We start from the raw sequence: 24,790 nt of genomic DNA, 5'->3' as shown, positions 1-24,790 counted from the left end.
TCGATCAGGTTAAAAGTTTAAGTTCAAGGTTAGCAACAGGCTTCTTACGGCAGGGTAGGTAAATCCACTGAAGGCATCCACATTACTTCCTGCTGAAGAACTGGAACTCTCAGGATCGAAACCTGAATAATTGGTAATAAGCCAAAGGTTGTTCCCTGTAAGGGTAATGGAAGCACCATCAATAAAGGTCTTGCCTAACAGGTCCCTGGAGAACTGGTAGCTGAGGCTGAGGTTGCGCAAACGAACCCAGGAAGCGTCTTCCACAAAATTCTCTGTGATAGACCGGTACACATTCCTGTAATAACCATTGCCATAATTGCGGCCATCGGGACCTACCCCTTGTCCCAACCATACGGACTGGGTATTGGTGGTTCCATTATTCAATACACCATTGAATACCCTAGTATCGTTACGGTTCTCTGTATAGGCCGCAATACCAAATGCACTCATGAAATTATCCAGCTGGTTGTAGCGGAACTGGCCCTGCTGGGTATCGAACAGGAAGGAAAGTGACAAGTTCTTATAGGTGAATGTATTGGTGATACCACCGATCCATTTGGGCTGAGAGTTACCAAGGATACGCTGTGCCCCGTCACGAACAGGGAATCCAGCATTAGAACCACTACTGGCGATCACCCATGGCAGGCTGCCATCAACAGTGGTCTTGTCATCTTCCTTATCACCGTAATACCTGAGATAGGTTGACCCATAAATATTGCCTACTGGATAACCGGGAACATACTTCATCGTTGCCGTTGAGCCTGCATAACCAAACTGGCTCGCAACCGTGATCTCGGTTAGGCCGGAGGTCAGGGCCAGCACCTTGTTGCGGTTACGGGAATAGTTCACACTTACGTCCCAACGGAAATCACGTGTTTCCACCGGTGTGGCGGTCAACCCGATCTCAATTCCCTTGTTCTCCAACTCACCCGCATTCAGGAAGAACTGCGTATAACCGGTGGATGGTGACACGCTTACAGGGATGATCTGGTCTACACTCCTGAGCTTATACCAGGTGAATTCCAATCCCAGCCTGTTCTTCAGGAACCTGAAATCCGCCCCCAGTTCAATGGTCTTGGTGCGCTCCGGCTTCAGGTTCAGGTCACCACGAGAATCCGCCCTGGTCCAGAGGATCTGGCCGTTGGATTGCAATTGGGTGGAGGTATAATAAGAGTTGTTCCGGTAGGGATCGGTATCCTTACCGATCTCTGCATAGGAAGCCCTGAGTTTTCCAAGGCTGATCCAATCCGGCAGGTTGAACATGTCAGAGAAGACATAAGACAAGCTGGCTGATGGATAGAAGAAAGAGTTGTTACCCTTGGCCAGTGTGGAAGACCAGTCATTCCTTCCGGTCAGGGTAAGGAAGAGGTAATTATCCCAGCTCAGGGTAAGGTCCCCGAAAACACTGACAATACGGTACATGCTATTGTTCTGGCTATTGGTCCTGAACTTGGTATTGTTGAGGCTCAGCAGGTCCGGTATATCCAGTTCCTCACCCTCGGCAACCAGGCTCTGGAATTTTCTGTCCCTAACGTCATGGCCTACCCGAAGAATTGTATTGAACTTATCTGTCCATGATTTGCGCATGGTAGCGATCAGGTTGGAGTTGAGGATCCTGTTGTTGATCCGGTACTCATACACGAAGCCTAAACCGTTATCCTCATATGGCCTTTCCCCGGTAATGCCCTTAGGGCCGGGAGCTGTATGTGTCCTGAAATCCGCATAATAGTCGATCCCGAAACGGTAGTCGATCGTCAGCCATTTCACAGGGCTATAGCTTACCAGGCCATTGGCAATGATCCTGTTCACGTCATCCTTGTAACGGTTGGTGGCCGTACCATAAACCGGGTTGTTGTTGCCATAGGTCTTCATGGTACCGTCGGGATTGATATAATCCATCACATCCCATCTGGGCGACCAATAGGTCAGGCTTTCATTGTAGCGATCTGCATTGTAGCGGTAGCCACCGGAATTGATGTAATAAATGGATGGGCTGAACTTCAACTTTTCACTCAACTTGAACTGGCCACCGATCCTTGCGGAGATATTCTTGTAATCCGTATTGGGAATGGTTCCGTTCTGCTTGAAATAGGAGAAGGAAGAGGTGAGCAATGCCTTTTCTGTACCACCCGACAAATTCACACTGGCCCGGAATTGGTTACCATCCTGGTAGCCCTGCTTGTAGTGATGGTAGATGCGGTCAGGATGGGTGGGATCAATCGCCTTGGCCGCTTCAGTGGTTGGCCCCCAGCTGGGCCAGAAACTGGCCGGATCATACACCCCAAGGTAACCCTGGGAATAGGTGCGTTGTACATCGGGGAACTTGTTCACCTGGTCAACACCATAAGTGGTAGAGAAATTCACGCGCATCTTGCCGGACTTTGCCGATTTGGTGGTGATCACCACCACGCCATTGGAGCCGGCCTGACCATATAGGGCTGTTGCGGCGCCGCCCTTCAGTACGGAAAGCGTTTCAATGTCATCAGGGTTGATATCGGCAGCACGGTTGGACATACCCCTCAGGCCGGATTGGTCATTACCCGACAGACCGGTGGTGGTACTGTTATCCATAATGATCCCATCGATCACGAACAAAGGCTGGTTGTCTTTGGAAGGATCCAATGACTTGATACCACGGATAACGATCCTTGAACCTTGTCCGGGTGCACCACCCGTACTGTTGATCTGCACCCCTGCCAGCTTGCCCTGCATGGCATTGAGCACGTTGGGTTGCCTGGCATTTACCAGGTCAGTACCCTTGATCTCCTGTGCAGAATAGCCCAGTGCCCGCTTCTCGCGTTTCACGCCGAAAGCGGTCACCACCACTTCCTCCATGTTATCACCTTCCTTTAGTACAATGGAGATAATGGAGCGGTTCCCTACTTTAACTTCCTGTTGTTGATAACCGGCGGAGGAGACCACCAGTACGGCATTGTTGTCATTGACGACCAGGTTGAAATTACCCTCTTCATTGGTGGAGGTGCCTGAATTGCCTCCTTTGACCAGGACAGATGCAGCATTGAGGGGTTCACCTTTCGCATTGGTTACTTTCCCGCTGACCTGCCGTTGCTGGGCAATACCCAGCAGGGGCAGACATAGTGTGGCCACTATGTTTACCCATAGCAGTAGTTTTCTCATACTGATAAAGTTTTAAGCAGTGTTTAGAAAAAAAGAATTGTGACAAGGTAATATATAAACAATTATTGCAGTTTTATGCAGTTAATCGCATTTTAATGCAAGTTTTACATGAACGGTCAGGGTAGATAATTTTTTCCTGAAACCTTATGCCATTAATTTTGTTTCTCCTTTACAAGTTTTATTCACGCTATAAATAAACATTAATACTATGGCATTCACACTACCCGCGCTCCCTTATGCACATGATGCACTGGAGCCACATATTGACACCCTTACCATGCAGATCCACCACGGCAAGCACCACCAGGCATATGTAGACAACCTGAACAAGGCCATTGCCGGCACCCCCAACGAAGGCAAATCACTGGAAGAACTGGTGGCTGTTGCAGGATCCATTTCTGCTGCCGTTCGCAACAATGGCGGTGGCCACTGGAACCACACTTTCTTCTGGGAAAGCCTGGCGCCTAACGCTGGCGGCCAACCGACAGGTGCGCTGGCCGATGCGATCAATGCTGCCTTTGGTTCTTTCGATGCGTTCAAGGAGCAGTTCAACAATGCAGGAATGACACGTTTTGGCAGTGGCTGGGCCTGGTTGCTCGTAAAGGATGGCAAACTGGCGATTAGTTCTACCCCCAACCAGGACAACCCATTGATGGATGTTGCCGAAGTAAAAGGCACCCCTATTTTGGGCGTTGATGTTTGGGAACACGCCTACTACCTGAAGTACCAGAACCGCAGGGCAGAATACCTGGGTGCCTTCTGGAACGTGATCAACTGGAACAAGATCGCGGAAAGGTTTGCTGATGCGGCCAAATAATGAGCGTTTTCACATTATCTTTATAACGATCCCGCAGGTAGCGGGATCGTCGCTTTTAATACATTACCATGAAAAAGAACCTTCTTGCATTTTCAATGATCGCGCTCCTCGCCGCATGTACGGCTGCCCCTGAGAAAAAGGTTGTCGTAATGGCCAGTGGCAAACTCACCATTAATGGCGATGCCATCAAGATCGAACCCGGCACTACCCATAATGAGGCAACCATTTCTGTTAAAGGGGATAAGATTACCGTTGAAGGATTTAATGGCGCCGGCTCTTTCCCGGTTACGGAAGCCGGAACCTATCTGCTGAACCTGAAGAAAGATACCCTTATCGGCGGTTACCAGTCCTTTGGGGAGGCCAGCACCAGGGAAGCCAGGATCAGCCAGGAAATATTGATGGAAAGGATGGATAGCCTGAAACAATTGATGGTAGGTGCCAATGTAAGCGAGGCCAGGAAGAACAATTTCCTTGCACCCGGGCAACTCAAGAAGATCTCCGCAATGGACAATGCCATACTGGTAGGCCCCTACAAAGGTTTGCCCGCCAGCCTGGAAGCCGACAAGGACGGCAAGGTCCCCGAGGTTTACAAATTCGTCACCAACAAGGACGCAAGGGAAACCATCGGCAGGCTGGAGAAGATGTTAAAACAGTAAGTTGTAAATTATCGATGGCTAAAAACCTGTCGGCTATATTGGTCGACAGGTTTTAATTTTGGATGCGGCTAACTTTGCGCCCCAACATCCAAACATGAATCCATCCATCATCATCAGCAACCTAACCAACCCTACACTGTTGTTTTTCCTGTTGGGTATTGTTGCCGCGATGATCAAGTCAGACCTTGAAATCCCACCCCAGATCTCCAAATTCCTGTCCCTCTATCTGTTGTTTTCCATCGGCTTTAAGGGAGGAATGGAACTTGCGCACAGCGGATTGAATAAGGAGATCATGCTGACGCTGGGTCTTTCCATAGTATTTTCCATCCTTGTTCCCCTGTATACCTATTTCATCCTTAGACGGAAACTGGATGTATACAATGCCGGTGCATTGGCAGCAACCTATGGATCGGTAAGCGCTGTAACCTTCATCACCGCCACTACCTTCCTTACAGACAAACAGGTTCCCTTTGGCGGCCATATGGTGGCGGCCATGGCATTAATGGAATCACCGGCCATCATCATCGGGGTATCCTTGATCCGCTGGTTTAGTAATGATGATACCAACACCAATCACCATAGTGTTGGCAGTATAATGAAAGAAGCTTTCAGCAACGGATCGGTACTGATGATCCTGGGTAGCCTGGTGATCGGAATTGTATCCGATGAAAAACAAGCAGAAGGGATCAAGCCTTTCACATCAGATATCTTTAAAGGCTTCCTCGCTGTTTTTTTGCTGGATATGGGTATTGTTGCGGCCAAGCGCATCAAGGCATTCGGGAAAGCCGGGTGGTTCCTTACCGCATTTGGGATATTCATTCCCCTGATCAATGCCGCACTGGCCATCCTGATCGCCCATTCCCTGGGCATATCCGATGGCAATGCCTTCCTGCTGGCCATCCTGGCGGGTAGTGCTTCCTATATTGCCGTTCCGGCCGCACTCAGGCTGGCCATTCCCCAGGCCGACCCGGGATTGTATATCCCGATGGCACTGGCCATCACCTTCCCATTCAATATTGTCGTGGGCATTCCCACTTACTATTGGCTGCTTAGTGTTTTGTAAGGAAGAGGGGTTAACGGACCGCCTTGGCCTGACACCCGGACCCATCTTTTTTTCATTGTTGCTTCGCGATTCAGGGAAGGGGGTCATAGCCACTGCCACCCCAGGGATGGCATTTGGACACCCGCTTCAGGGTAAGCCAAAAACCCTTGATAGGACCATACTTCTGGAAGGCCTGCAGCCCATAAGAAGAACAGGTGGGGGTAAAACGGCATTTGGGCCCAAGCAAAGGGGAGATCACCCATTGGTAGATCCTGATCAGGAGGATAAAAGGGAAGCTTAATATGGTCTTGAGCCAACTAGGCATGGCGTTCTTTTACCATTTGGGTCAATCGCTGAAGGGTTCGCCCTACCGTTTGTACACAATCAGCCAAAAGAGGCAATTCCTTGCCCGTAAAAATGAAAAATACCGCAAGCTGACCTCCCCTTGTCGCCATTGCCGCAAGCAGCTCATGCTTCTGTGTCCGGTAGGCCTCCCTGGTCAGTCGTTTGATCCGGTTCCTGTCCACTGCTTTCTTGAAATGCTTTTTCCCTACGCCACAGCCAAACAAAACGGGTGAGCCTGTACCGTTCACCAATGCGGGATCGAGCCAGAGGTAATAGACGCGATAGGGAAAAACAGCAAAGCTTTTGCCCTTTGAGAAAAGGGCATCCACTATTTCCTTTTTTTTGATCCTTTCTGTATGGCCTAAACTGTTCCTGATAACAAGGGGTTATTACAAAGGTATTCAAACAAAATTAGCTCCGTTCCGGCTAACCGGTGCGGAGCTAATGATTACTATCGTGAAACTCGCTCTTGGCGGGTTCGCTTACTTCAGTCTAGATTCGTCAGAAACGGTCAGCTTCTTACGACCCTTAGCGCGACGGCTAGCCAATACTTTACGGCCATTTGCAGTTTGCATGCGCTTGCGGAATCCGTGAACGGTTTTACGACGACGACGGTGTGGTTGAAACGTTCTTTTCATTTTTACAGTTTTTTACTAACCCAAAGATTTCGTCTGTGGAGAGCCAGACGATTGAATTCCAATCACATGGGGCCACCATGCCCGCTTGTGCCGTGAAAGGGACGGCAAAGGTAGAGAAATCTTTGGAATTTCGGAAAGCAGATTCAAGGTTTTTTGGAAACAAGCGTCTAACCACTTGCAAATCAATAGCTGTTCCGGCAACAATGACTACCTGACCTAAGGATTACTCCTTTTTTCTGGCCTGGATCAGCTTCCCAGGTCAATATGTTCTGCCTGCAAGGCCCGTCCATAGAACAGGGAAGCATGCCTTTCAAAATCAACGGCATCATCAGTGGTACAGAAGCGCCGCTGGCCACCCCTCGTGATCCTGGCCTCCATTTCGGGATGCCGGTGAAGGTAATCCACCAGGCTGGTCGCTACGATCTCCCCCTGTGACAGTACCGTAATGTTCCCTGGAAGGAAGGCCTTTATCTTATCCTGCATCAGCGGATAATGGGTACAGCCCAAAAGGATGGCATCTATTCCCTTGTCATTGGCCAGCAAACGGTCCAGGTGCTGGCGAACAAAATAATCAGCCCCCGGCTTGCCGTGTTCATCATTCTCGATCAGGGGTACCCACATCGGACAAGCTTCCTGGTATACCTCCACGCCGGGAAAGAACTTATCGATCTCAATCGGGTAAGATCCCGAAGCCACAGTCCCTGCAGTGGCCAGGATCCCCACCTTGCCTGATGCTGAATAATTACCGATCACTTCGGTGGTCGGCCGGATCACGCCCAGCACCCTGCGGTCAGGTGCCAGGCCGGACAGGTCATTTTGCTGGATGGTCCGCAAGGCTTTCGCAGAAGCGGTATTACAGGCAAGGATCACTAACGGGCATCCCTGATCGAAGAACCATTTCACGCATTCCAGCGTGTAACGATAAACGGTCTCAAAACTCCGTGTACCATAGGGTGCCCGGGCATTATCGCCCAGGTAAACATAGTCGTACTGGGGAAGCGCCTTCACGATCTCTTTCATCACGGTAAGGCCGCCATACCCCGAATCAAAAATGCCTATTGGTTGTGGTGTTTGCATAGCCAAAAATAACAAACGCCGGGATGCTATCCCGGCGTTCATACAGAGCCTATAAGAATCTTTATTTCAATCCTAGCTTTTTCTTAACCAGGGGCAACAGGTCGTCAGCGGGAGGATAAACGATCAGGGCTTCCTTAGGGAATACATAACCGTAACCATTTTCTTTGGCAACTGAATTAACAGCATCCATTGCTTTCTTCTGGATGGGCTCGCTCAGCTCTTCCTGCTTCTTCTGCAGTTCCTGCTGGATACGCTGCTCTTCACCCTGAAGCTCCTGGAGCTTTTGCTGCAATTCCTTGCGCTTAACTTCCTTAACAGCTGCAGTCATTTTGCTGGAATCAGCATTGAACTTCTGGATGCCTTCGTTCAAGGCATTCTCTTTTTCCTGTGCGCTCTGGATCAGGGCATCACGGAACTGCACCAGTGCAGAATCAGCCTTTTTAGCTTCAGGCATAGCAGCCACTACTTCATTCAGGCTAATGTAACCAATCTTATTCTGTGCATTAGCCTCTGTATGGAGAACCATCAGGCCCATTGCTACCACCAGAATGGAGAAAACTTTTTTCATGCGATTCTAAGTTGTTTCTTTTTAGTTGATTTAGTTATTGTTTTGGTTGTCAGTACTAGTTGATTTTCACTTTATTTAACACCCAATTCCCTAAGCACGTCCTCGCTCTTGTCCAGCTTGGGGTCGGCAAATATAACGGTAATTCCTTCACTTTTATCCAAAATAAAATCGTACATCCTGGCTACCGCAATTTTCTGGATGGCCGTGTAAACCTTGTCCTGTATGGGTTTTACCAGTTCCTGGCGCTTCTTGAACAGGTCACCTTCGAACCCAAAGCGCTTACGCTGTAATTCCCTCACTTCCTTCTCCCTTACAAAGATCTCGTCCTCCCGCTTCTTCTTCAATTCTTCACTCAACATCACCTGTTCGGCCTCGTAGTCCTTATACAACTTATCGAGTGCCTGCTGCTTCTGGTCGATCTCACGCTGCCACTGCTCACTGAACTGGTCGAGCTTCTTCTGCGCTTCCTTATAATCAGGCAGCCTGTCCAGGATATACTTGGTATCTACTATGGCATAACGCTGGGCCTGAACCGCAACGGTCGCAACCAAAAGAATGGCGATGGTAAAGAAAAGCTTTTTCATGGCATACATATTTTCAGGTTTAATGCATTGATTATTCTGGTTCAAAGCCTAACATGAAGGTGAACTTGGCGGCATCACGAAGGCGGCCATTGGGTGTAACACGGTCGAAACCGATACCATAGTCAAATCCAAGCAAACCAAACATGGGCAGGAAGAAACGCATACCCAAACCGGCACTTCTCCTGAGGCGGAAAGGATTATAGTCTTCATAATTGTACCAGCCATTGGCGGCTTCAAAGAAGGCGAGTCCAAAGATGGTACTGTTCGGGTTGGTGGAGAACGGATATCGAAGTTCAAAGGTGTACTTATTGAAGATCGTAAAGAACTGGCTAGGCCTTGAGATATCAGGATTCACATTCGGGTTGGAAGACTCATATACCGGGTAACCACGGTGGGCAATGATATCATAACCCAGTAATCCGAAGTTATTGGTCAAGCCCGCATCACCTACCTGGAACCTTTCAAATGGTGAGAAGTCAAGTTCGCTGTTGTACCTGCCCATGAAACCAAACTTGGCGGCGGCCTTTAACACGAACTGGCGACTCTTGTCGGCGCCCATCGGCTTACCAATGGGAACATACCATTCACCTGTAAAGCGCCACTTATGGAATTCCGGCAATTCATAAGGGTTGGCCGATTTCACCCTGCTGGGGTCAAGCAGCGAATACGGTGGCGTCAACTGCACGCTCGCAGTGAAATTGGAACCACTCCTCGGGAAGATCGGCTGGTCAATAGAGGATCGGCTCAGCGCCAGTTTCAAACTCACGTTATGTGCCGTCGTATTATCCAGGCCCGGGAAAAGGTTAGGATAATTCCTCAGCTTATACTGGGTGAAGTTCAATGAATACACCAGGGTGAAGAAGTCATCCGGCCACCTCAGCTGCTTACCGAGGGCAATGGAGAAGCCGGTTGTCTTCAGGAAGGAGGTATCCCCTGCCTTACGGTCATACCTACCCGTAAATGGATTGTAGGAGTTGGTGAACCTGGTAGAGTAGAAACTTAGGGTAAATGAGTTCCTGCGCTTTCCACCCAGCCAGGGCTCGGTGAACGAAGCGTTGAAGGAGCGGAACTGGCGACCATTACTCTGGAAGCGCACACTCAGCTTCTGGCCATCACCTGACGGAAGCGGATCCCATGTTTCCTTATTGAAGATATTCTTGATCGAGAAGTTGTTGAAGGAAACACCAAGTGTACCGGTCAGACCGATACCTCCGCCCCAACCAGCCGACAATTCCAGCTGGTCATTGGATTTCTCTTCCAGGGAGTAGTTGATATCCACCGTACCGTCTTCAGGGTTGGGAACGGGGTTAATGCCGATCTTCTCCTGGTTGAAATAACCCAGGTTAGCGATCTCACGCTGTGAACGAATCAGGTCGGCACGGGAGAACTTCTCACCCGGAACAGTACGAATCTCGCGTCGGATCACATGTTCCTTGGTCTTGTCGTTACCTGAAATATTTACATTCTTGATAGTAGCCTGGGGGCCTTCGCGCATCCTGATCTCGAAATCGATGGTATCATTATATACTGCGGTTTCAACGGGTTCTACCTGGAAGAAGAGGTATCCATCATCCATATAAAGACCGCTGATATCGCCGCCTTCCGGTGAAAGCTGCTTACCCAGTTTCTTGTTCAGGGTTTCAAGGTTATAGATATCCCCCTTCCTGATACCAAGGAGAACATTCAATAAAGAATCAGGATACTTCGTGTTTCCTTTCCAGGAAATATTTCCGAAGTAATACCTTCTTCCTTCATCCACCTTCAGGTCCACTTTCAGGTTACCCGTCCTTGAAAAATATTGGGTATCTGCCTTGATATTAGCGTCACGGTAACCCATGGAGTTATAGTATTCCAGCACCTTCTCCTTGTCCTCATCGTACTTCTTCTGGTTGAACTTGGCTGAGCTGAAGAGTTTGAAGCGGAAATACGGGTCGAGGTAGTCTTTTGTCTTGCTCAGGGAGAGGAATCCCCAGTCCCTGGCATACTCCTTGAAACTCGGGCGGTGCTTTGAACCATAGCTGCTGGAATCGAAAGTGGGATAAAGGGTGATCCTGGTCATTTCCTTTGTACCCTTCATTTGCTTCTTCAACTTCAGTTCACTCACATTCTCGTTCCCATAGAAGTTCACATCGCTGATCCTTACCTTGCTACCCTTGCTGATGACAAAGTCAAGGTGCTGCATATTCACATAGGCAGGGTCAACTTTCTCTTCGATCTTTACGGTGGCTCCCTTGAAACCCTTCTCCACGTAGTATTTGATGATCATCTCTACCGCAGTACGCTTCATATTCTCCGTGATCACCCTTCCCTTGATCAAGCCGGTCTTGCCTTCCAGGTCTTCTGCTTCGGTCTTCTTGATCCCTTTAAAACTAAAACCGGAAAGGGATGGCCTTTCCGAAACATTGATCTCGATAAAGATATTGGTGCCTTCTACCTTGGTATAGTAGATCTGGACATCCGAGAACAGGTTTTGCTTCCAGAGGTTTTGGATAGCCTTGCTGAACTGGTCGCCGCCGGGAATGACAATTTTATCACCAACTGAAAGACCGGAAATGGAAAGCAGCAAGGCCTGGTCGCGGTATTTGGTACCGGTTACCTGTATGCCTGCAATGGTATATTCCTTAGGGGTTTTAGCGTTCCTGAGGGCTTCCAGTTCAGGGTCAACTGCAGTAGTGATGCTGGTATCTGGTTGTTGCGCCTTTACCTGAAGGCCGATCCCGGAAAACAAAAACAATAAAGCAACAACGAGTAATCTACTATGCATCCAGTTGGTTTTATAAAGTCAGCAAATTAAGGGGATTGTTCGAAAAGCTTTGTTAAAAGCAAAAGGTTGATTGCTGTGAATCCTTTGTATGTCAAGGGTTCCACAAATGATCAACCATTGGCTAATTCTGATTGTATCTGGGCACTGGTCTTACCAAACCTTCTTTCCCTTGACTGGAAATCGAGAATGGCTTCATAAAGGTTTTCCTTCCTGAAATCAGGCCAGCGCACGTTGGTAAAATATAATTCAGCATAGGCCAGCTGGTATAACAGGAAATTACTGATCCTGTATTCCCCGCTGGTCCTGATCATCAATTCAGGATCGGGGAAATCGCTGGTACACAGATAGGATTGCAGGGTATCCTGATCAATTGCGGCAGGGTCCACCTTCCCGTCCTTAACATCATGGGCAATCTTCTTTACGGCTTCAACCAGTTCCCAGCGGCTGCTGTAGCTGAGTGCCACGATCAGGTTAAGTCCGGTATTCTGGCTGGAAAGTTCCAGTGCCTCATTCAACTCCTTCCGGGCATTTTCCGGAAGCATGTTGGTGTCACCGATCACATGCAGTTTGATATTGTTCCGGTTAAGGGTGTCGATCTCCTTCCTGATGGTATCGATCATCAGCTCCATCAGGCCATTCACTTCATAGGCAGGGCGATCCCAGTTTTCCGTGCTGAAAGCATAAAGGGTAAGGTATTCAATGCCCAGTTCTGCGCAACCTTCTACAATGTTGCGCACACTTTCCACACCATGGAAGTGGCCATAGAGACGGTCCTGCCCTTTCTCCTGGGCCCAACGTCCATTGCCATCCATGATGATGGCGATATGGCGAGGCAGTCTTTCCATATTTAATTTCGCTTTGAGCGAACTCATATTTGCAAATTTCAGGGTGCGAAGGTACAAAAATTCAATAGGAAAGCCCGCTTTGGCGGGCTTTATGCAAAAGTTTATAAATTGATCCGGGTCAAAGTTTTGCAGTAGGGCAACGATAGGAACTGAGGTTGAAGCTCAGGGTGACCATAGCTGTCACGAACTGGTCCTTCTGTCCCGAATACCCTCTCTGCCTGCCTTCCACCCCAATAGGGTCCCCCAACTCGTAGCTGCGGTCCTGGAGCAGGGAGGCAACGGATGGTGTACCATCGGGTAAGGGAGGGAATTTATCAATTCCTACATATGTAGTACTCACATCATCAAGGTAATCGGTGCCGGTGAAGCGGTACAATACTTCAAAACCGAGGTTCATTTTGCTGGTAAGCGCATATTTTACCCCAACCCCAAAAGGTATGGAAAGCGCCATGCTGCTATAGGCTTTCCTGTCGGGATAGGCTGCTGTACCCTGACCCTCCGTACCGAGCGGGCGCAGGAAATACTTGGTCCCATTCAGGTAAGCATAGGGGTCATAACTGAAAATCCCCACCCCCAGGGTTACATAGGGGGTAAAGATATGGGCAGGGTCATCCGGTGAGAATTTGAAAAAATTGAAATCGCCCTGCAAGCTCAGTTCCCAGATATTGGAATTGAAACTAAGGTTGCGGCGGTATTGGTAATCATTATCCTTATAGTATTTATCGGCATACCCTACCTTGGCATAGCTGGCACCCACCCTAAGTGCCACATAATTCCCGAACTGTTTCCGGAAGAAGGCACTAACAGCAAGTTTGGGGCGGTTTACCTTGGCACTGGTGTTGAGGTCCCCAAAATAATGGGCCGCACCAAGACCGATACCGATCTCCCCTTCGTGGGTGACTGATTCCATCTGGGCACTGGCGGTGGTTTGCAAGGTGAAGCCGGTAAGGAATAGCAGGACAAGTTTCTTCATAAACGCAATATAAAAGGTTTCCCCTGTTTAAAAGATTAATCACAACGGTAAGCGGGGGACTTTGGTATAAATAAAAACTTAATTTCTGGTATCGAGGCCCCAGGACAATTTGTTTCGCAGGGTCCTTAAAAAATTATTCTCATTGAGCCTGATGATGCTAACGTCGAATTTTTCCCTTTTTACCGCCAGTTGAACGGACCGGGAAACGATCTCCCTCCTGCTGTCCAATGCGCAGATGAAATGGTCGGCCCTACCCTCCACCTCAAAGGAAATGACATTGTCATCGGGCACTACGATCGGTCTTACATTGAGGTTATGCGGGGCCACCGGCGTGATCACAAAACTGGAAGAATCGGGAAAAACGATAGGCCCGCCACAGCTTAGTGAATACCCGGTTGAGCCCGTTGGGGTACTAACGATCAGGCCATCGGCCCAATAGGTATTAAGGAATTCCCCATTCAGGTAGGTATGTATCTTGATCATTGGGGAAGTATCCGTTTTGTGGATGGCAAATTCATTCAATGCATATGGAGTATCCCCGAACAAAAGACGATCGGCATCCAGGTGGATCAGAGAACGCTGGTCAACGACAAAGGTCCGGTTGACCAATGCCTCTACTGCAGAATACAACTCCTCCTTTCCTATACTAGCCAAAAAACCAAGTCGACCGAAGTTGATGCCAAGGATGGGAATATTCTTATCCCTCACCAGGGTAACCGTATCAAGCAAGGTGCCATCACCGCCCAGGCTGATGATGAACTCAATGGTTTCGTCGAGGTCATCAGAACTACTGAAAGTAGAAATGTTGTTGCCATTGAACCGGACAGAGTTGATGATCTGCTCAAAAAAAGGCTGATAGATCACCGGTTCAATTTGCCTCCTGCCCAATTCACTAAACAGAATTTGGATCTCGTTCTGGTCATCATAATCAATAACCCGGCTATAGATCGCCACTTTCATGCTTGCTTGTTTTGGAAGGGGGAAGATACCGCAAGTAGGGCATTCTAGCAATGGACCGAATACCTTAATTAAAAATCATTCTTGAAATGGAAGAAGAATCCACTTTCCCCTAACTGGTTAAAACCATATTCAAAGCGCATCACGATATCGTAAAAAGTCACCACATCAATGCCTGCGCCGGCAGTGTACAGCATTTTATTGACAAGGGAATTATCGGGGAAATTCTTGTTATGGGAATACCCCATATCGCCATAGGCCTTGGCGTATATCCTGAAGGGAATCCTGTCATGGCTCTGGCTTTTGATGGGGAAAGGGATGTAAAAGCTGGTCAGTTCCCGCCTGATGGTATTGCGCAACAAGGCACCAGCCACCCCATCCACCACATATTTTTCCAAACCCCTGAGGTAAAAATCGCCGTACCCGAAGAGCCTTGAATGCACAAAGGGCTGATCGAAGGGCAACCTTAGCACCCCGCCGAACTGCAGGGCCGCAGAGCTCTTCCAACCCAGGTCCCAGGCCTTTGTACCCCTTACACTTACAGAAAACATATTGACCCCATTACCAATTCCCCGCTGTGACAGGGTAAGGTCACCCATTACACCCTTCAGGGGATAAGGGGCATAATCCACATTGACATGGTTCACTGTATAGGATAACTCAGGATAGGCTACCCTCGTTTTACCATTATTAAGGTAGTTGGGATTGACCTCAATGACGGCGCTATCCACCTTATCCACATAGTAGCCGAGGCGGACATAATGCCGGGTCTGCTGCAGTCCCGGGCGGTAGCTGTACTGCAAGGTTCCACCCCATCTTTCCTCCAGGAATTTCCCGGCCTTTGGAAGGGAATCTGCCCGCAGGAAAAACTGTTTATTATCAATGGTAAGGGGGTTTACCTCTTTCTGTGCAGAATACACGAAACTCACGCCGAAGCCATGCTTCAAGGACTTGTCAGCAAAGGGCTGCTCATAGGACAACTGGATCTGCCTCGAATAACCTGTGATCAGCCATAACCTTAACTGGTCATTGCGTCCTGTAGTATTATAGTAGGTAAACTTTGCACCATAATTCACCCGGTCGAAACTATACCCTTTATCAGCCCATGCCTGTAGGTTGCGGTCAACCGGTTTGAAATAGGGAATGGGGAATATATACCAGCGCTCCTTTACATCCACCTGTACATCTACCAGGTACCCCCGGAAACTCTTCAGGGATATGACCACATCATTGAATAATCGCGTATTGATCAATTGCTGGCGACCTACCTGGAACTTCTCCACCAGTTCATTCAGCACCACAGAGTCCCCTTCCTGGAAAGGTAGTTCCCGCTTGATGATATACTCTTTGGTTTTACGGTTCCCACTAATGAAGATCCGGCTGACCAAAAAGGGTTTGCGAACAGAAGCGGAATCAGGAAAAGCAATGCCTTCAGCAGCGGCTGAGGAAACCAGGGACTGCAGGTTGGGGGGATTGAAATTATTCTGCGCCTTCAGGACACTGCACAAACAACAACCTGCCACCACAAGTAGAATACGATATTTCCTCACAATGTTCATTCAAATATGCCGGAGCATGAATATACGGATTAGCCCCCTAATATGCCAATTCTGTGGGAAATAATCAGAGATTAAGATAATTCATCAGGTGGTCATAATTGCTCTTCAACTCATTCTCATATTGTTCTTCGCCGAAATAATAACGGATATGATATTCATAGCGTTGGAAGGTCGCAAGAATGTCTGAGAGTTCGAACTTATTGATCTTCACGCTAACGAACAACAGGCCCTGGCTGTTATCAAAATAGGTATTGAGCTGGGTGATCTGGGCATCATTGGTTTCTACCAGTTTGGATATCTCTGAAAAGGAGAAATTCCGCTTTTCCATTTCCAGCACAATGATACCACCAGGTTCATCAGCCCCGAAGAAGTGCCCGGCGTATTTCAAAAGGTCCATGGAGGAGATTGAGCCCACCCAGGCATCATCCTTTTCTGCCACCGGCACAACGGTCAGGCCATACTCATTTGCCACCTGCACTGCAGTGGTAAAATGGCCGGATGGAAGCACCTTAACCCTGGACAGGTTAGGCACAAGACCTTCCAGCAAGGCCGCATCATCGGCATTCAGTAATTCATCCTCACTTACCAATCCCACATATTTGTCTTCGGCAACAATAGGAAGATGGACCACATTATAGTCATCCATCATCTGCAGAGCCCGGTAAACAGGATCTTGCAGGGAAAGAAGGGGCAAGGAAGCTGATATCAATTCCTTATTGACCACTTTGATTGTTTAAGTATAGACGTCGAAGTTCAGGCTACCGCTGCAGGCTCACTGAGCTTTGTCAAAAATTTATGCAGGATCCTGTTGAACTCATCCGGCACCTCCATCATGGGGGCATGACCGCACTTATCGATGAAATGCAATTCACTATTAGGAATCAACCTGTTGAACTCACGGCCGACAAAAGGCGGGGTGATGGTATCATTATTTCCCCAAACCAGCAAGGTCGGCTGGCTGATCTGGTTCAATTCTTCCCCAAGGTTGTTACGGATAGCGCTTTTGGCCAAAGCGATGATCTTGATCACCTTCAGCCTGCTATTCACGATATCATACACCTCATCTACCAATTCCTTGGTAGCCATTTTGGGATCATAGAAAGTAAGTTCCGTTTTCTTCCTGATATAGTCATAGTCGCCTCTTTTGGGATAGGTATCCCCCATCCCATTCTCGAAAAGGCCTGAACTTCCTGTCAGGATAAGTGATTTTATTCTCTCGGGATGTTTCAGGACATGCACCAGGGCCACGTGACCACCCAGGGAGTTACCCAGCAGGTGGATATGCTGGTATCCTTTCGCTTCAATGAATTTGTGAACAAACTTTTGGAGGCCTCCAACAGAAGTGTGCAATATATCCAGGTCAAACAAGGGCAGGATGGGAACAACCACTTTATGGGTGTGGCGGAAATACTCTATCAGGTCCTTGAAATTGCTGAGTGCGCCAAAAAGGCCGTGCAGCAAAACAAGGGGTTCTCCCTCACCTTCCTCAATGTATTTGAACTTATCCAGCTGTTTGATCTCGTATTGCATCTCTATCTAAAAATAATACTTCCAATGAATTGCTAAAATAGGCCATTTGCCGCAAAGTTAGCCGCATTAGCCCAAGCAGCCAAGTAACCGGGCAGCATAGCTTGGGCCATCAGGAACCATTGACGGCCTCTTGGTTTCATGCTTGTGGAGCAGGTTCCAGCTTTCCTGAGAGCTGGTCAAAAAACTCTCCAAGGTCATGGAAGATATCCTTGAATACCGGAACCACTTCCCCAAACCAACCCATGACCTTCTCGCCCCAGGGAGCAATAACCGGATAGGTAACCGAAGCCTCCATGGCATTATCGCTAAGCAAACCGATCTTTTGAGTGTAGAACAGGAATACACTCCACATCAAAGAATACAACAGGGCAAAGAAAACAATGCCCCCTGCCCGGTTCAGCCAACCCAGGAAGGCCAGTTCTGCTGTTTCTTCCAAGAGTTTACCTGCCAGGTTCACCAGCATTACTACCCCAACCAGGACGAGGATAAAAGAAAGGACGGGCAACCACTTCGCAGAAACATTAATGGTGTCTTTCAGGTAATTGGCCGTTACAGCCGAGAGTTTCAGGGCCGCTGCCAGGCCAATGAACAGGGCGACAAAGGAAAATACTGCCATCAGCAGGCCTTTTGTCACACCTTTGTATACAGCCCAGGCCAATATGCCCAGGTAAATGATATCCAAAGCCATAAGCAATCGTTCTGTTGGGGTAAATATAATGAAGCAAGGGGTTTGAAAAGTCTTGACTGGTTTTCCAACCCCAAGTTTTTTGAGGAAAAAGAAAAAGCGCTGTTCTGCACAGCGCTTCAATCTGTATTTAATATGAAATTAATTGGGCCGGGAGGAACTGGACTTAGCCAAGGAGTGATTTCACCATGGCGCTGATCGCCTTTCCATCTGCCTGTCCGGCCAGTTTTTTGGTGGCAGTTCCCATCACTTTTCCCATATCTGCAGCAGACTGGGCGCCTACTTCCGCGATGATGGCCTGTAAAGCAGCTTTGAGTTCTGCCTCATCCATCTGCTTGGGCAGGAATTTCTCGATCACCTCTATCTCTTCCTGCTCCTTCTGGGCCAGGTCTTCCCTGTTCTGCTGGCGGAAAATATCCAGGGCGTCCCTGCGTTGCTTCACCATCTTCTGCAACAACTTGATCTCACCCTCAGCAGTCACTTGCCCATTGGCGCCGGGCTCGGTCTTGGCCTTGATGATCTCAGCCTTGATGGCACGCAGCCCCCGCAGGGCAGCTTCATTCTTGGATTTCATGGCCTCTTTCATTTCGGCCATCACTTGTAACTCAAGACTCATATGGAATGATTTTAAGATGCACTATTTTCTTTCATCTGGATCTCACGGAACTTATTGTAAAAGGTCTTCGCAAACTGCTTCATTTCCTTTACCAGTTCCTCCTGGTGGGTAGCCCTGTTGAAAGTGTCGGCCATGGTCATCATGGTCTGGTACATGAAATCGGCCATCTCGTCAACCATCATTTCCTTGGTCCACAGGTCGATCCTCAAGGCTGATTTATCTGCCCCATCCCAGAAGGAAAGCATCATGGCTTTGGCTTTCTGGGCATTCTCCGCCGTGCTTCCGGTGGCCGTCCAGCTGATCTGGGAAGGCACTTTATCCGGGTCCAACTGCACGTCTATGGTAATTGTAGACTGGTTCATTGTAATCATTTAAGGTTGCGAAATTAATGATGTTCCTCCAGAAACCTGGCCGAAGAGGCTGGCATAGGCCCTTAGTGTGGCATCACGGTGATGGATGGAAGCATGTTCCTGCCCTTTCTCCACCAACTTGCCCCGCAGGTTCTCGTCTTTGTACAGCAACATGATGGTATGGGCCAACTGGTCGATATCACCCTTAGGCACCATTGCTACTGCCTGCCCGGCAACCTCTGCGGTATCTGGATCTTTCCCCAGGACCACGGGAATGCCCGCTGTCCAGGCCCACTCAACCGGATAAAAAGCATAGAGACCGGGTGATGGGGCCACCAGCAGATAGGCGGAGGCCACTAGCTGGCGAAACACTTCCGGCTCCGGGTCCAGTTCCAGGAACACGTCCGCCCGGTACTTATAGGTGGATAACAGTTGCTCAAAACGAGGGGTCCAACCCGTTGAAGGGCCGGCAATGATGATCGGCATGCTGGTCAGCAGCCATTTTTTCACTAGTGAGTAAGCCTTCAGCAACTCTACCAGCTGCGCTTCTTCCCTGATCGGCCCGGCATAGAGGAAGTAATCACGGCCCCCGGAATACCTGACCTTGATGGATGCCTGCTCCGCCCATTCCAGCGGTGCCAAAGGTTCCTGCAGAATCGGGGGGATAACCGAAACCCGCCTTTCTAATTGGGGAAAGGTTTGTATAAGGGTCTCCCTGGAGGCATCAGACTGGACCACTACCCGATCAGCCGCCAGCCACCCGGGATGGTCTTTTTTACCCAGGAGGGATTTCAGGAGGGGCTTCTTAGACTGCCACTCCACTCCATTGCTCAATAGCAATACAGAGGAAACCCCAAGCTCCGGCCAAATGGAAGCAGGATCGGTGGTAATGAATAATTCAGTAGACAGGGATTTCAAGGCCTTGGCCAGCGCCATACGGTAAGCCCTTCTTTCCCCGGCCAGCAGGCCTTTCCTGACCTTGAGCGGTACGGGCTTGAGGCTGCCGAGTTCCTCGCCAAGATCCCATTCATCGGTGTAAACAGCAGACTGTGACTGATCGGGATACAGTTCTGCCAAACGCTTAAAAGCCCTTACAAGGGCCAGTTCAAGGGGTTCGGGATGCTCCGACAACAAAGGATCCAAATGATAGGTCCAGCTCATCTCGCCAAATTTTGCCCCTGCAAATTGGGGCATTTCGGCCAAATGCGGCAAGAATCCCTTATTTTCACCCTCCGGAAGAATCTCGCTTTTCAGGAAAGCGTTATTTTTGACAAACATTTGCCCTGCGAACGATAATCCCGCCTCTCATATCTCCGGCGTTTGGTTTTTGCAGCCCGGCTACAATAGTGGATCAACTCAATTAGATTGAATGGAGTATAATAGTACAAGAAACCACCTGGTCATGCGTGAATATGGCCGGCATATCCAAAAGATGATCGAATATGTGATGAGCATCGAGGATACGGTAAAGCGCCAGAAGAATACCCAAGCCGTTATAGAATTAATGGGCTTCCTGAATCCCCACCTCAAGAATGTGGAAGACTTCAGGCATAAGCTTTGGGACCACCTCTTCCTGATCAGCGACTTTAAACTGGAGGTAGAATCACCCTACCCGATCCCTACCAGGGAAACCCTGAAATCAAGACCAGCACCCTTAAAATACCCTGCTTCCCATCCCAAGTTCTCCCATTTGGGCAAGAACCTTGAAACAGTTATCAATAAGGCCCTGAGTGAAGAAAATCCTGAAAAACGCAAGGGTTTCGCCAATGCCATAGCCTATTATATGAAACTGGCCTATGCCAACTGGCACAAGGAAATTGTTCATGATGATGCCATCCAGGGCGAACTGAACTCCATTACCCAGGGACAACTGGAGTTCACCAATACACCCTATGTAAAGAGCTACCGCCAGAATGAGGGTGGACGCGACTTCAGGCAAGGCGGGGGTGGCAAGCGTCCGCAAAAATTCCAGCAAAGAGGCGGCGGAGGCGGAGGCAACCGCAATAGCGGCGGAGGCGGAGCCAGCAATCGTCCGGGTGGTGGTAAATTCAACAAGAAACGCTTTAAGTAATCCACCAGTACGAGCTATAAGCAGAATAATCAAGTATTCACATAAACGCCAACCATACCAGCAGGCATGGTTGGCGTTTATGTTTTTACCCCTCCCTTATTTGACCATAACTGGCGCAGGAAGCAACAAAGAACCTGCAGAACCATGCTGCCCTCTTTCCTGAAAGCCTAATTTCATCGTATTTTGCAGCCCTGTTCATCAGGAAAATTTACCATTACCAACCACCCAGTTCATGAATAGCTTCGAAGTAATCGGCGGAAAAAAATTACAGGGCACCATCATCCCGCAGGGTGCCAAGAATGAGGCCCTCCAGATCATCAGCGCAGTAATGCTCACTCCCGAGCCAGTTACCATCAGCAATATCCCGGATATCCTGGATGTGAACCTGCTGATCGAACTGCTGGCGGATATGGGCGTTAGCGTAGACAGGTTAGACAGGCATACCGCCATTTTTAAGGCCGATAATGTAAATGTCGATTACCTCTCCAGTGAAGCCTATCGCAAAAAGAGCGGGCGCCTGAGGGGATCGGTGATGCTGGCCGGACCCATGCTGGCGAGATTCAAAAAAGCCTTTATTCCCAAACCGGGCGGGGACAAGATCGGCCGCCGCAGGCTCGACACCCATATCATTGGCTTCGAGAAACTCGGCGCCACCTTTACCTATAACCCCGATGACAGCTACTTCCACCTGGATGCTTCCAATCTTCGCGGCACTTATATGCTCCTGGATGAACCTTCCGTAACCGGCACTGCCAATATAGTAATGGCCGCGGTAATGGCCAGGGGCACCACCACCATCTATAACGCAGCTTGTGAGCCCTATCTCCAGCAACTCTGCAAGATGCTCAACAGGATGGGGGCTAAGATCAGCGGGATCGGCAGTAATATGTTGGTCATTGAAGGCGTGGATTACCTGGGTGGAACCGAACACAGGATGCTTCCCGACATGATCGAAGTCGGCTCTTTTATTGGTCTTGCGGCCATGACGCAGAGCGCCATCCGCATCAATGGTGCAGGGGTGGAACACCTTGGGGTGATCCCTGACAAATTCCGCCAACTGGGAATCCAAATGGATATTGAAGGCGATGATATTGTGATCCCCGAACAGGAATTATATGAGATCCAGACCTTCCTGGACGGATCCGTACTGACCATTTACGACCATCCATGGCCCGGCTTCACGCCTGACCTGCTCAGTATTGTTTTGGTAGTGGCGACACAGGCAAGAGGGTCCGTTCTCATTCACCAGAAGATGTTTGAAAGCAGGTTGTTCTTTGTGGACAAACTCATCGACATGGGCGCCCAGATCATACTCTGCGACCCCCACCGTGCGGCAGTGATCGGACTGGCAAGGGAGCAAAAACTCCGTGGCATCACCATGAGCAGCCCTGATATCCGTGCAGGTGTTTCCCTGTTGATAGCGGCACTCAGTGCAGAAGGCAGGAGCATCATCCAGAACATCGAACAAATTGACCGTGGCTATCAATATATCGACCAGCGCCTGCAAGCCCTGGGCGCGCAGATCAAGCGGGTAGCCGGATAAACCTTAACAGGTGTCCAGCGTTTATTCCTAACGGTTAGAAAAGCAGCAAGAATTCCATGCAATTCCATACAAAGAACAAGATCATCATCATAACTGCACCATCGGGGGCGGGCAAAACATCCATTACCCGTTACCTGTTGGCCAAATACCCTGAGCTTTCCTTTTCCATCTCTGCCGCAACCAGGTCGCCGAGGGGAACCGAACGCAATGGGGTGGAGTACTATTTCATGGATGTGGAAACCTTCCAAAAGCATATCAGGCACAATGACTTTGTGGAGTGGGAAATGGTGTATGAGGGTAAGTATTATGGCACCCTCAAGAGTGAACTGACAAGGATTTGGGACAATAACCAGGTACCCATGCTGGACATTGATGTGAAAGGCGCCATCCATGTGCAGCAGCAATACCCCCAATCCACCTTATCGCTGTTCATTGAACCCCCATCAGTAGAGGAATTGCGCAGGCGTTTGGAGAGCAGGGGTACAGAAACCCCGGAAAGCCTCAATGACAGGGTCAACAAAGCCAGTTTTGAGATCTCTTTCAAACACCACTTCGATCATATCATTGTGAACGATGACCTGGACAAGGCCTGCAGCCAGGCGGAATCCATAATTGTTGCCTTCCTGTTGCAGCCAAGTCCGGAAAGCAATAGCAACGAATAAAACAATTCTTATATTCGTCAACGTATGCCGAATTTAAACTCATTAGGCTGGATCATTTTTTCCCTGGTACTGGTAGGTTTTTTTGCCGGTGTGGAAACTGCCTATTCCAGCATTAACCGTTTATCTGTTGAATTAAGGAAGAAACAGGGAAGGACAGGGGGAATCCTCATGGGCCAATTCCTGGAAAGGCCCTCCAGTTTTATTGGGGTGGTCCTGATCGGGTTCAATATTTTCCTGGTGGTGTATGGCCTCATGATCGGGGAATTCCTGGAGCCCGCATGGAAATACCTGGAACAAAGGATCAATGTCACCTACGTGAATATTTTCCATTTATTCTTTGAAACCATCTTGGGCACCTTACTCTTTATGGTTTTCGGGGAATTCATCCCAAGGGCTGTTTGGCGTGCCCGGAATGAATGGATCCTCAACAGCGCCATAGGAAGTATCATTAATTTCTTCTACCAGGTATTCCAACCCATCGCCACCTTCTTCGTAGTGATAGCGGAAGGGATACTCAAATACCTCTTCGATATCCGCATTAACGAGAAGAAGGAAGCCTTTATCAAGACAGATGTAGAATCCATCTACCAGGCTAACAATGGGGAGAAGGATGGCGAAGGACAGGATGTCAATGCCAATCTTTTTGAGAACGCATTATCCCTGCCCTCCATCAAGGTCAGGCAATGCCTTATCCCCAGGAAGGAAATTGAAGGGGTCGAAGTCAATACACCGGTGGAGAAGCTGATGGAGAAATTCACTGAAACCAAGCTGAGCAAACTGGCCGTTTTTGAAGGCAATATTGATCATATCATAGGGTATGTACACCAGTTGGATATGTTCAAAAAGCCTGCTGATGTAAAATCGATCCTCTTACCCATTCCCGCTGTACCGGAAAGCATGAATGCCACCGACCTGATCAACAAATTCACGAAGGAAAGGAAAAGCATGGCTTGGGTAGTAGATGAATTTGGCGGCACCTCAGGCATTGTGACCATGGAAGACCTGCTGGAAGAGATATTTGGGGAGATCAGGGATGAACACGATACCGAGGAATTCGAGGAAAAGAAGATGTCTGATTCCGAGTATATATTTTCCGGAAGGCTTGAACTCGATTACCTGCGGGAAAAATATGGACTTGAATTTGAAGAAGAAGAGTCAGAAACACTTTCAGGTTATATCATTCAGCACCACGAAACCATTCCCAAGGTAAAAGAGCGGATCATTATCGACGATTTCGAATTCGACATCATGAGTGTTAGCGATACCCGGATCGAAATGGTAAGGTTGAAAGTGTTGAAATAGTATAAGATCAGTAATCACTAAGAATATCAAAGCGCAATGAAGCAGGCCTGTTTGATTGCGCTTTTATC

25 protein-coding genes are annotated in these 24,790 nt (G+C 48.8%); 7 read left to right on the top strand and 18 right to left on the bottom strand.

All coding sequences use genetic code 11. The annotated features are described in order from the left end of the window. Nucleotides 1-9: 9 nt before the first annotated feature. Complete coding sequence (locus tag KJS94_RS15790; protein ID WP_214448470.1) at nt 10-3,138, bottom strand: SusC/RagA family TonB-linked outer membrane protein; 3,129 nt, start codon at nt 3,136-3,138, stop codon at nt 10-12. Nucleotides 3,139-3,346: 208 nt separating this feature from the next. Between KJS94_RS15790 and KJS94_RS15785 the strand changes: the two genes are divergently transcribed. The 3 genes from KJS94_RS15785 to KJS94_RS15775 all read left to right on the top strand — a co-directional run bounded on the left by KJS94_RS15785 (nt 3,347) and on the right by KJS94_RS15775 (nt 5,674). Beyond that, the gene (locus KJS94_RS15785) at nt 3,347-3,955 is read left to right on the top strand and encodes a superoxide dismutase (RefSeq protein WP_214448471.1); all 609 of its coding nucleotides are present in this window, start codon (nt 3,347-3,349) and stop codon (nt 3,953-3,955) included. A 68-nt stretch (nt 3,956-4,023) separates the two neighbouring features. Continuing rightward, nucleotides 4,024-4,611: a hypothetical protein gene (locus KJS94_RS15780; protein ID WP_214448472.1), complete on the top strand. Its 588-nt coding sequence runs from the start codon at nt 4,024-4,026 to the stop codon at nt 4,609-4,611. A gap of 94 nt (nt 4,612-4,705) precedes the next feature. After that, nucleotides 4,706-5,674 carry a sodium-dependent bicarbonate transport family permease gene (locus KJS94_RS15775; protein WP_214448473.1) on the top strand — a complete coding sequence of 323 codons (969 nt, stop codon included), beginning with the start codon at nt 4,706-4,708 and terminating at the stop codon, nt 5,672-5,674. A 70-nt stretch (nt 5,675-5,744) separates the two neighbouring features. On the opposite strand, the gene yidD is transcribed toward KJS94_RS15775, so the two are convergent. The 17 genes from yidD to KJS94_RS15690 all read right to left on the bottom strand — a co-directional run bounded on the left by yidD (nt 5,745) and on the right by KJS94_RS15690 (nt 20,338). Then, nucleotides 5,745-5,978: a membrane protein insertion efficiency factor YidD gene (yidD, locus tag KJS94_RS15770; RefSeq protein ID WP_214448474.1), complete on the bottom strand. Its 234-nt coding sequence runs from the start codon at nt 5,976-5,978 to the stop codon at nt 5,745-5,747. Next, nucleotides 5,971-6,345 (bottom strand): ribonuclease P protein component, encoded by a 375-nt coding sequence (locus KJS94_RS15765; protein WP_256450002.1) that lies wholly within the window; start codon nt 6,343-6,345, stop codon nt 5,971-5,973. Before KJS94_RS15765 ends, yidD begins: the two co-directional genes overlap by 8 nt. A gap of 135 nt (nt 6,346-6,480) precedes the next feature. Next, nucleotides 6,481-6,636 carry a 50S ribosomal protein L34 gene (gene rpmH, locus KJS94_RS15760; protein WP_214448476.1) on the bottom strand — a complete coding sequence of 52 codons (156 nt, stop codon included), beginning with the start codon at nt 6,634-6,636 and terminating at the stop codon, nt 6,481-6,483. 246 nt (nt 6,637-6,882) lie between these two features. Next, nucleotides 6,883-7,713 (bottom strand): glutamate racemase, encoded by an 831-nt coding sequence (gene murI, locus KJS94_RS15755; protein WP_214448477.1) that lies wholly within the window; start codon nt 7,711-7,713, stop codon nt 6,883-6,885. Nucleotides 7,714-7,774: 61 nt separating this feature from the next. Next, on the bottom strand, nt 7,775-8,281 hold the full coding sequence (locus tag KJS94_RS15750; RefSeq protein ID WP_214448478.1) for an OmpH/Skp family outer membrane protein: 507 nt from the start codon (nt 8,279-8,281) through the stop codon (nt 7,775-7,777). 71 nt (nt 8,282-8,352) lie between these two features. Next, entirely contained in the window at nt 8,353-8,865 is a 513-nt protein-coding gene (locus KJS94_RS15745; RefSeq protein ID WP_214448479.1) for an OmpH/Skp family outer membrane protein, read from the bottom strand. Between the two features lie 31 nt (nt 8,866-8,896). Further along, nucleotides 8,897-11,629, bottom strand: coding sequence for a BamA/OMP85 family outer membrane protein (locus KJS94_RS15740; protein WP_214448480.1), 2,733 nt, complete (start codon nt 11,627-11,629; stop codon nt 8,897-8,899). Between the two features lie 110 nt (nt 11,630-11,739). Further along, nucleotides 11,740-12,501, bottom strand: a complete 762-nt coding sequence (gene uppS / locus KJS94_RS15735) for an undecaprenyl pyrophosphate synthase (protein ID WP_214448481.1) — start codon at nt 12,499-12,501, stop codon at nt 11,740-11,742. Nucleotides 12,502-12,592: 91 nt separating this feature from the next. Further along, nucleotides 12,593-13,447 (bottom strand): type IX secretion system protein PorG, encoded by an 855-nt coding sequence (porG, locus tag KJS94_RS15730; RefSeq protein ID WP_214448482.1) that lies wholly within the window; start codon nt 13,445-13,447, stop codon nt 12,593-12,595. A 78-nt stretch (nt 13,448-13,525) separates the two neighbouring features. After that, entirely contained in the window at nt 13,526-14,407 is an 882-nt protein-coding gene (locus tag KJS94_RS15725) for an NAD kinase (RefSeq protein WP_214448483.1), read from the bottom strand. 68 nt (nt 14,408-14,475) lie between these two features. After that, nucleotides 14,476-15,954 carry a POTRA domain-containing protein gene (locus tag KJS94_RS15720; protein WP_214448484.1) on the bottom strand — a complete coding sequence of 493 codons (1,479 nt, stop codon included), beginning with the start codon at nt 15,952-15,954 and terminating at the stop codon, nt 14,476-14,478. Between the two features lie 73 nt (nt 15,955-16,027). After that, nucleotides 16,028-16,687, bottom strand: coding sequence for a CBS domain-containing protein (locus KJS94_RS15715; protein WP_239804191.1), 660 nt, complete (start codon nt 16,685-16,687; stop codon nt 16,028-16,030). Nucleotides 16,688-16,716: 29 nt separating this feature from the next. Next, nucleotides 16,717-17,493 carry an alpha/beta fold hydrolase gene (locus KJS94_RS15710; protein ID WP_214448485.1) on the bottom strand — a complete coding sequence of 259 codons (777 nt, stop codon included), beginning with the start codon at nt 17,491-17,493 and terminating at the stop codon, nt 16,717-16,719. A 136-nt stretch (nt 17,494-17,629) separates the two neighbouring features. Beyond that, on the bottom strand, nt 17,630-18,181 hold the full coding sequence (locus KJS94_RS15705; protein ID WP_214448486.1) for a CvpA family protein: 552 nt from the start codon (nt 18,179-18,181) through the stop codon (nt 17,630-17,632). A 163-nt stretch (nt 18,182-18,344) separates the two neighbouring features. Beyond that, complete coding sequence (locus KJS94_RS15700; RefSeq protein WP_214448487.1) at nt 18,345-18,794, bottom strand: GatB/YqeY domain-containing protein; 450 nt, start codon at nt 18,792-18,794, stop codon at nt 18,345-18,347. Nucleotides 18,795-18,805: 11 nt separating this feature from the next. Beyond that, nucleotides 18,806-19,156, bottom strand: a complete 351-nt coding sequence (gldC, locus tag KJS94_RS15695) for a gliding motility protein GldC (RefSeq protein WP_214448488.1) — start codon at nt 19,154-19,156, stop codon at nt 18,806-18,808. Nucleotides 19,157-19,165: 9 nt separating this feature from the next. Then, a complete protein-coding gene (locus KJS94_RS15690) occupies nt 19,166-20,338 on the bottom strand; it encodes a glycosyltransferase (protein ID WP_214448489.1) in 1,173 nt (390 codons plus the stop codon). A gap of 175 nt (nt 20,339-20,513) precedes the next feature. Between KJS94_RS15690 and KJS94_RS15685 the strand changes: the two genes are divergently transcribed. The 4 genes from KJS94_RS15685 to KJS94_RS15670 all read left to right on the top strand — a co-directional run bounded on the left by KJS94_RS15685 (nt 20,514) and on the right by KJS94_RS15670 (nt 24,722). Next, nucleotides 20,514-21,215 carry a DUF4290 domain-containing protein gene (locus tag KJS94_RS15685; protein WP_214448490.1) on the top strand — a complete coding sequence of 234 codons (702 nt, stop codon included), beginning with the start codon at nt 20,514-20,516 and terminating at the stop codon, nt 21,213-21,215. A 232-nt stretch (nt 21,216-21,447) separates the two neighbouring features. Further along, nucleotides 21,448-22,758, top strand: coding sequence for a UDP-N-acetylglucosamine 1-carboxyvinyltransferase (gene murA, locus KJS94_RS15680; RefSeq protein WP_214448491.1), 1,311 nt, complete (start codon nt 21,448-21,450; stop codon nt 22,756-22,758). A 56-nt stretch (nt 22,759-22,814) separates the two neighbouring features. Next, complete coding sequence (gmk, locus tag KJS94_RS15675) at nt 22,815-23,420, top strand: guanylate kinase (RefSeq protein WP_214448492.1); 606 nt, start codon at nt 22,815-22,817, stop codon at nt 23,418-23,420. Nucleotides 23,421-23,444: 24 nt separating this feature from the next. Further along, a complete protein-coding gene (locus tag KJS94_RS15670; RefSeq protein WP_214448493.1) occupies nt 23,445-24,722 on the top strand; it encodes a hemolysin family protein in 1,278 nt (425 codons plus the stop codon). Nucleotides 24,723-24,790: the final 68 nt, after the last annotated feature.

Origin of the sequence: Flavihumibacter rivuli (genome assembly GCF_018595685.2) — a bacterium.
GTDB lineage: Bacteria > Bacteroidota > Bacteroidia > Chitinophagales > Chitinophagaceae > Flavihumibacter > Flavihumibacter rivuli.
This window is presented reverse-complemented; position numbering and strand designations above follow the sequence as displayed.

Coding starts and splice junctions, on each gene's coding strand:
- yidD (WP_214448474.1), bottom strand. CDS start 5,978: ATGCCTAGTTGGCTCAAGACCATATTAAGCTTCCCTTTTATCCTCCTG.
- porG (WP_214448482.1), bottom strand. CDS start 13,447: ATGAAGAAACTTGTCCTGCTATTCCTTACCGGCTTCACCTTGCAAACC.
- gmk (WP_214448492.1), top strand. CDS start 22,815: ATGCAATTCCATACAAAGAACAAGATCATCATCATAACTGCACCATCG.
- KJS94_RS15780 (WP_214448472.1), top strand. CDS start 4,024: ATGAAAAAGAACCTTCTTGCATTTTCAATGATCGCGCTCCTCGCCGCA.
- KJS94_RS15670 (WP_214448493.1), top strand. CDS start 23,445: ATGCCGAATTTAAACTCATTAGGCTGGATCATTTTTTCCCTGGTACTG.
- KJS94_RS15710 (WP_214448485.1), bottom strand. CDS start 17,493: ATGCAATACGAGATCAAACAGCTGGATAAGTTCAAATACATTGAGGAA.
- murA (WP_214448491.1), top strand. CDS start 21,448: ATGAATAGCTTCGAAGTAATCGGCGGAAAAAAATTACAGGGCACCATC.
- KJS94_RS15725 (WP_214448483.1), bottom strand. CDS start 14,407: ATGAAAGTGGCGATCTATAGCCGGGTTATTGATTATGATGACCAGAAC.
- KJS94_RS15790 (WP_214448470.1), bottom strand. CDS start 3,138: ATGAGAAAACTACTGCTATGGGTAAACATAGTGGCCACACTATGTCTG.
- uppS (WP_214448481.1), bottom strand. CDS start 12,501: ATGAGTTCGCTCAAAGCGAAATTAAATATGGAAAGACTGCCTCGCCAT.
- KJS94_RS15750 (WP_214448478.1), bottom strand. CDS start 8,281: ATGAAAAAAGTTTTCTCCATTCTGGTGGTAGCAATGGGCCTGATGGTT.
- KJS94_RS15785 (WP_214448471.1), top strand. CDS start 3,347: ATGGCATTCACACTACCCGCGCTCCCTTATGCACATGATGCACTGGAG.
- KJS94_RS15745 (WP_214448479.1), bottom strand. CDS start 8,865: ATGAAAAAGCTTTTCTTTACCATCGCCATTCTTTTGGTTGCGACCGTT.
- KJS94_RS15740 (WP_214448480.1), bottom strand. CDS start 11,629: ATGCATAGTAGATTACTCGTTGTTGCTTTATTGTTTTTGTTTTCCGGG.
- murI (WP_214448477.1), bottom strand. CDS start 7,713: ATGCAAACACCACAACCAATAGGCATTTTTGATTCGGGGTATGGCGGC.
- KJS94_RS15700 (WP_214448487.1), bottom strand. CDS start 18,794: ATGAGTCTTGAGTTACAAGTGATGGCCGAAATGAAAGAGGCCATGAAA.
- KJS94_RS15685 (WP_214448490.1), top strand. CDS start 20,514: ATGGAGTATAATAGTACAAGAAACCACCTGGTCATGCGTGAATATGGC.
- KJS94_RS15705 (WP_214448486.1), bottom strand. CDS start 18,181: ATGGCTTTGGATATCATTTACCTGGGCATATTGGCCTGGGCTGTATAC.
- KJS94_RS15775 (WP_214448473.1), top strand. CDS start 4,706: ATGAATCCATCCATCATCATCAGCAACCTAACCAACCCTACACTGTTG.
- rpmH (WP_214448476.1), bottom strand. CDS start 6,636: ATGAAAAGAACGTTTCAACCACACCGTCGTCGTCGTAAAACCGTTCAC.
- gldC (WP_214448488.1), bottom strand. CDS start 19,156: ATGAACCAGTCTACAATTACCATAGACGTGCAGTTGGACCCGGATAAA.
- KJS94_RS15690 (WP_214448489.1), bottom strand. CDS start 20,338: ATGCCCCAATTTGCAGGGGCAAAATTTGGCGAGATGAGCTGGACCTAT.